4 protein-coding genes are annotated in these 5,096 nt (G+C 46.8%); all 4 read left to right on the top strand.

Going from position 1 to position 5,096, the window contains the following annotated elements; all coding sequences use genetic code 11:
- The first annotated feature begins 6 nt into the window (after positions 1 to 6).
- Entirely contained in the window at positions 7 to 1,122 is a 1,116-nt protein-coding gene (gene pilM, locus PX636_RS12690; RefSeq protein WP_012264475.1) for a type IV pilus assembly protein PilM, read from the top strand.
- Between the two features lie 9 nt (positions 1,123 to 1,131).
- Complete coding sequence (locus PX636_RS12695; RefSeq protein WP_288117459.1) at positions 1,132 to 1,902, top strand: PilN domain-containing protein; 771 nt, start codon at positions 1,132 to 1,134, stop codon at positions 1,900 to 1,902.
- Entirely contained in the window at positions 1,899 to 2,690 is a 792-nt protein-coding gene (locus tag PX636_RS12700) for a hypothetical protein (protein ID WP_004163472.1), read from the top strand. The genes PX636_RS12695 and PX636_RS12700 overlap by 4 nt, the downstream gene beginning before the upstream one ends.
- Before the next feature lie 71 nt (positions 2,691 to 2,761).
- Positions 2,762 to 4,855, top strand: a complete 2,094-nt coding sequence (locus PX636_RS12705) for a secretin GspD/PilQ domain-containing protein (protein WP_288117461.1) — start codon at positions 2,762 to 2,764, stop codon at positions 4,853 to 4,855.
- The last annotated feature ends 241 nt before the right edge of the window (positions 4,856 to 5,096 follow it).

Consider the following 5,096-nt stretch of genomic DNA (forward strand, 5'->3'; position numbering starts at 1 on the left):
AAATCTATGGTAAGTTTTTTTAAAAAGCTATTGACAAAAAAACCTCAAGGTGTTGGGTTAGAGATCACCCCGGAGCGTATTAACATAGCTCAGATCGCCAAACAGGGACAAAATTATAAATTAGTTAAATGTTGTTCGTCGGATATCCCGGAAGGCATCTTTGAGGAGGGAAAAATCGTCGATTCCCCCGCTTTAGCGGAATTAATCCAAGAAGTCCTCAAGGAAAATAAAATTAACAGCAAACGAGTCGCTACTGCTGTGCCGATGCGCGAGTCAATTATCCGGATTATCCCCATTCCCTCGGAATTGGACGATCAGGAATTGCGAAATCTGGTCTTAAATCATGAGGCTAGTTTATACCTTCCCTATCCTCGCGAGGAAGTGGATCTCGACTACCAGAAACTAGGCTACTTTCAGGATGAAGACGGGATCGAAAAAGTACAAGTATTATTAGTTGCGACTCGTCGGGAGATTACCGATGCCTATATGGAAACCTTCCAACAGGCAGGATTACAGGTAGATGTGCTAGAAATTAATAGTTTTGCCCTAATTCGGACGATTCGCGAGCATTTGCGACAGTTTAGTTCCAATGAAGCCGCCGTTATTGTTGATATAGAATTTGATAACACGGAAATTGCCATCGTGGTGGACGGCGTTCCCCAATTTTCCCGCACTGTCCCCATCGGCACTTTCCAGCTACAAAATGCCCTCTCCAGGGCGATGAATTTGCCCACCTCCCGCAGTCCTGAGATTCTTTTGGGGATGACAATTCCGATTACTGCCTTTGATAGTCTTAGCAGCAATACCGGCACTTCCGGGGCCCCTACTAACGCCGGGATGACGGCACTGATGCGCGTTTTAGGGGAATTAACCGATGAGTTACGGCGATCGATTAATTTCTATCTTAACCAAAGTGATGAACTGGAAATCGTCCAGTTACTTTTAGCCGGTCCCGGGGGCGGTTTAGCGCAACTAGACGAATACTTTACTCAACGTCTCAGCGTCCCCACCATGGCAATCGATCCGATCACATCACTGAACTTGGATACAACTCAAGAGATTCCTAATACCGAAAGACCCGGATTAGGAACAGTTCTCGGTTTAGGATTACGGGAGGTATAGACAAAAATTATGTATAGTCTTGACGTTAATTTTCTTAAGGATCGCCATCTTAACCAAACGGGCAAAGGAACCCCCGCGGCCAAGATTTCCACCGGTATTAACCTGCGTAAACAAACACCCCTGTTGATCGGTGTGGGAGTCGGGGCCGGATTATTGACACTGACGGGATTACTCGGTTTAATCCTCGGTGTGCAAACCAGCGAAACTCAGGCCAAAATTCAGCAACTGGACGCGGAATTAGGTCAACTGCAAGCCCAAAGCAAAAAGCTAGAAGACCTGAGAGCGCAATTAACGGCAGTAGAAGGAGAAAATCAATCTCTGGTAACTGTATTCAATCAGATTAGGCCTTGGTCAGCCATTCTTCAAGAAATTCGCCAACAAACTCCCCCTAGCGTCCAGCTAACCAGTGTGCAGCAGGTGGAGGTTCCCGCCGCCCCAGATCAAGGGCAACCGAATCGGGCTACTCAGTTAAAAATCAGTGGTTTTGCCAGTAGTTACGAAGCAGTAAATGATTATCTCTTAACCCTGCAAGCTTCTCCTTTTTTACAGGGCAAGAAAACCGCGATCGAAAGTGCTGCCCTAGCCGATTTACCCGTACAGGTGGACAATAAGTACAAAAATATTAATGTTACTTTCCCCCAAGCGGTTCAATTTGTGATCACCGCCCAATTAAGTGATACTCCCGCTACTCAACAACTGCTCAATCTGACCCGCAATGGAGCACTCGGAGTTGTCACTAGGATTAATACTCTCAAACGCCAAGGAGCCATTCAACCATGACCTTTACCGAAGAATTTGAAGATCGGGAATTAGAGGAATTTGACGAGTATCCTATCGCTTTCGGGATAACTTTTACTCCCCGCAATAGTGGCATCGCTGCCGCTGTGCTAGGTTTACTTGGCTCTTTCTATCTGCTTTTTAACTGGGTGATGCCCGCTTATAATACCTTGCAACAGTTGCAAAACGATGCAGCTGGCAAACAACAACAGGTAGATCAACAAAAAAGCGGTCTCGGAGCCGCAGAATTCCCCAAAATCGAGAGTCAGTTGCAACAAGAAAAAGCTATTAAACAGCAAATACTCTCGCTTTTTGCGAAAGAAAAGGACTTAAGCACTATTCTCTTAGATATTAGTAATATCTTTAAGTCTCGCAATGTTAAGCTGATTAGTTTCCAACCCCAAGGACTAGAACCAGTGGTGGTTTCCGATGGTTCCCTCGGTAGCGCGGTTAATAATAAGCTCAAACGTCAAACTCTTAACGTCAAGATCGAAGGGAACTATGCTAACACTCAAGAGGTGATTCGGGATTTAGAAAGATTACAGCCGCTCATTTTGCTAAACAGTCTCAATACCCAGATGGAAAAGGAAGGATCGGCGGTTAAAGTAGTTAGTACCGGCAACAATAAAGCCACTATCGTTCCCCAAGGCGATAAACCCGTTACTACCACCTTTATTCTCAATGTGATTATTCCTCTCAGTGCTGAAGAATTGGCGAAATTAGCACCGCCACCCCCCGCCGAAGGTCAACCCCCCGCCGAAGGTCAACCCCCCGCTAGTCCGCCCCAATAATAGTCTTCAATCCAGTGTGAGTATTGCGTTTTTTGTCCGTTGAATCCCGTAATCGTTGAGGAGTGAATAAAGTGAATCCGTCCCGCTATGCCCTGTTTATCCCCCAAATTGCCTCGTTTTTATTGATGGCTCCCCTGAGCGCTTTGGCCGAAACCCCCATTTCCTTCCATGGTTCAGAGTTAAAATCCCCTACATTAAAAGTTGAATTTTGGCAAGAGTTTAGTCAAGAAAATTTACAAAAGTCGCAAAATCAGCTTGTCCCTTCCAGCGCGGCCGTACAAAAGGAAATCAGCGATCGCATTTTAGCCAGGGAAAAACTGCTCGCCCAAAGTGCGCCCCTTGTCCCCAACCCCGAAATTATCATTCAAGGCGCACCCCAAGCCCCCAGTGTTCCCACCCTACCCCGGGCCGTCGCCCCACCGGTGGGAGATATTGCCATCTCTAACATCGATGCTAGTGCCGAAAAGGTCAAATTCGATCGCAATATGACTGTACCTCGTGTTTTACTCCGGGAAGCTTCCGCTAGAGAAGTGTTAATGACCCTTGCTAACTATGCCGGTTATAACGTCGTTTTCACCAGCGCCCAGGGGGAAGCTAACGCCACCTCTCAGACAGTTTCCTTGGAATTTACTAACGAATCGGTGGAAAACATTTTTAACGCCGTCTTGTTAATTTCTGGACTCCAAGCTAACCGTCAGGGTAAAACCATCTTTGTCGGGGCGCAATTACCCCAAGGGGCTCGTAATCTGATTAGCCGCACCCTGCGTCTCAATCAAGTTAAAGCTGTCGCCGCCGCCATTTTCCTCGCCACCCAAGGGGCAGAATACCAGCGTTTAGTTACCCAAACCGAGGATATCGTCGATCCCCTCACCGGACGAGTAATCGGTCGCCGGGATGTTGCTCCTACCCTAGAGCCACTGACCCCCCAAAACACAGAAGGATCAAAAGCTGCCCTACTTTTAACCGGTTTAAGAATTGCCGCCGATGATCGCCTTAATTCTATTAATTTAATCGGCGAACCCCGACAAGTCCAGATCGCCACATCCTTATTAACCCAACTGGATGCCCGTCGCCGTCAGGTGGTGGTTAATGTGAAAGTTATCGATGTGAACCTACTCAATACAGACAGATTTAACAGTAGTTTTTCCTTCGGTTTTAACGATGGTTTCTTCGTTCAAGATAACGGGGCAGCAGTGCTGAACTTTGGTAATATGAACCCACCCACTAGCTCAACTGTAGGCAGACCGGGGGCTTTCGCACAGCCTGTTGTGCCGATTTTCGATATCATATCGGGTACGGGGACAGCAGAAATTCAACCTTTTTTTGACATTCAGAATGGCGCTCCTTTTGGCCGTGTTAACCAGGGACTCAATGACTTTGTAGGTAGCACAACACCCTATGCTCGTCCTAGTTTTGGTCGCACTGTTAACCCCTTTCAACCCGGTTTGAGTGATATTAATATTGACCCAGAGACGGGAATAATAGAGTATGAATACGAACCCCCGACCCTATTCCAGTATCCCCAAAAATTCCTGATGACCCTGCAAGCCTCAATTCAGACAGGAAATGCCAAGATTCTCACCGATCCCTCCCTGGTGGTGCAGGAAGGTCAACAGGCCACCGTTAAGCTCACCGAGAAAGTGCTAGAAAGTGTGGAGACAAGTGTAGATCCTCTCAGTGGCGAACGCACCACTGTCCCTGTACTGGCCGATGCTGGATTAACTTTAGCGGTAAACGTCGATCAGGTGGATGATAACGGTTTTATTTCCCTGTCGGTTAGCCCTACCATCGCCTCTCCGGGGTCTCCAATTCGATTTGATAGCGGTGGTCTCACAATCAACACCCTTACCCCTCTGATTCGTCGGGAATTGACTTCTGGTTTAATTCGTCTCCGGGATGGACAGAGTTTAATTCTTTCTGGGATTATCCAAGAAACACAACAAAGTTCTGAGACAAAAGTGCCGATTTTAGGGGATATTCCCATTTTAGGGGCTTTATTCCGCAGTCGAACCAATCAGAATAATCGCAGTGAGGTGATTATTCTCCTCACTCCCAAAATCATCGAAGATACGGCCACCTCTACCCTCGGTATCAACTATCAACCAGGCCAAGATGCGGCGGAAATGCTTCAGCGTCAAGGTTTCCCCGTACAACCGCGACAGTAATCAGTAATCAGTTATATAGGGCTGGCTGAATAAATCTAAAAACCTTATCCAACAAGGTTTTTAGACCTTTTGGAAATCAAAAAGTACCGGATGTGGGAGTGATCAGGGGGCAAATTCAGGGACTTTTTCCCTGAAAATTGGGTAATTGACCCCCTCAAAATCAGTAAAACCCTACACCCTACACCCTACACCCTGCCCCCAGGAAAAACTTTTTGCCGCAAACCTTAATTATCCTCTTTTG

The sequence above is a fragment of the Microcystis sp. M53598_WE2 genome (assembly GCF_030067735.1).
In the GTDB taxonomy this organism is placed as follows: domain Bacteria; phylum Cyanobacteriota; class Cyanobacteriia; order Cyanobacteriales; family Microcystaceae; genus Microcystis; species Microcystis aeruginosa.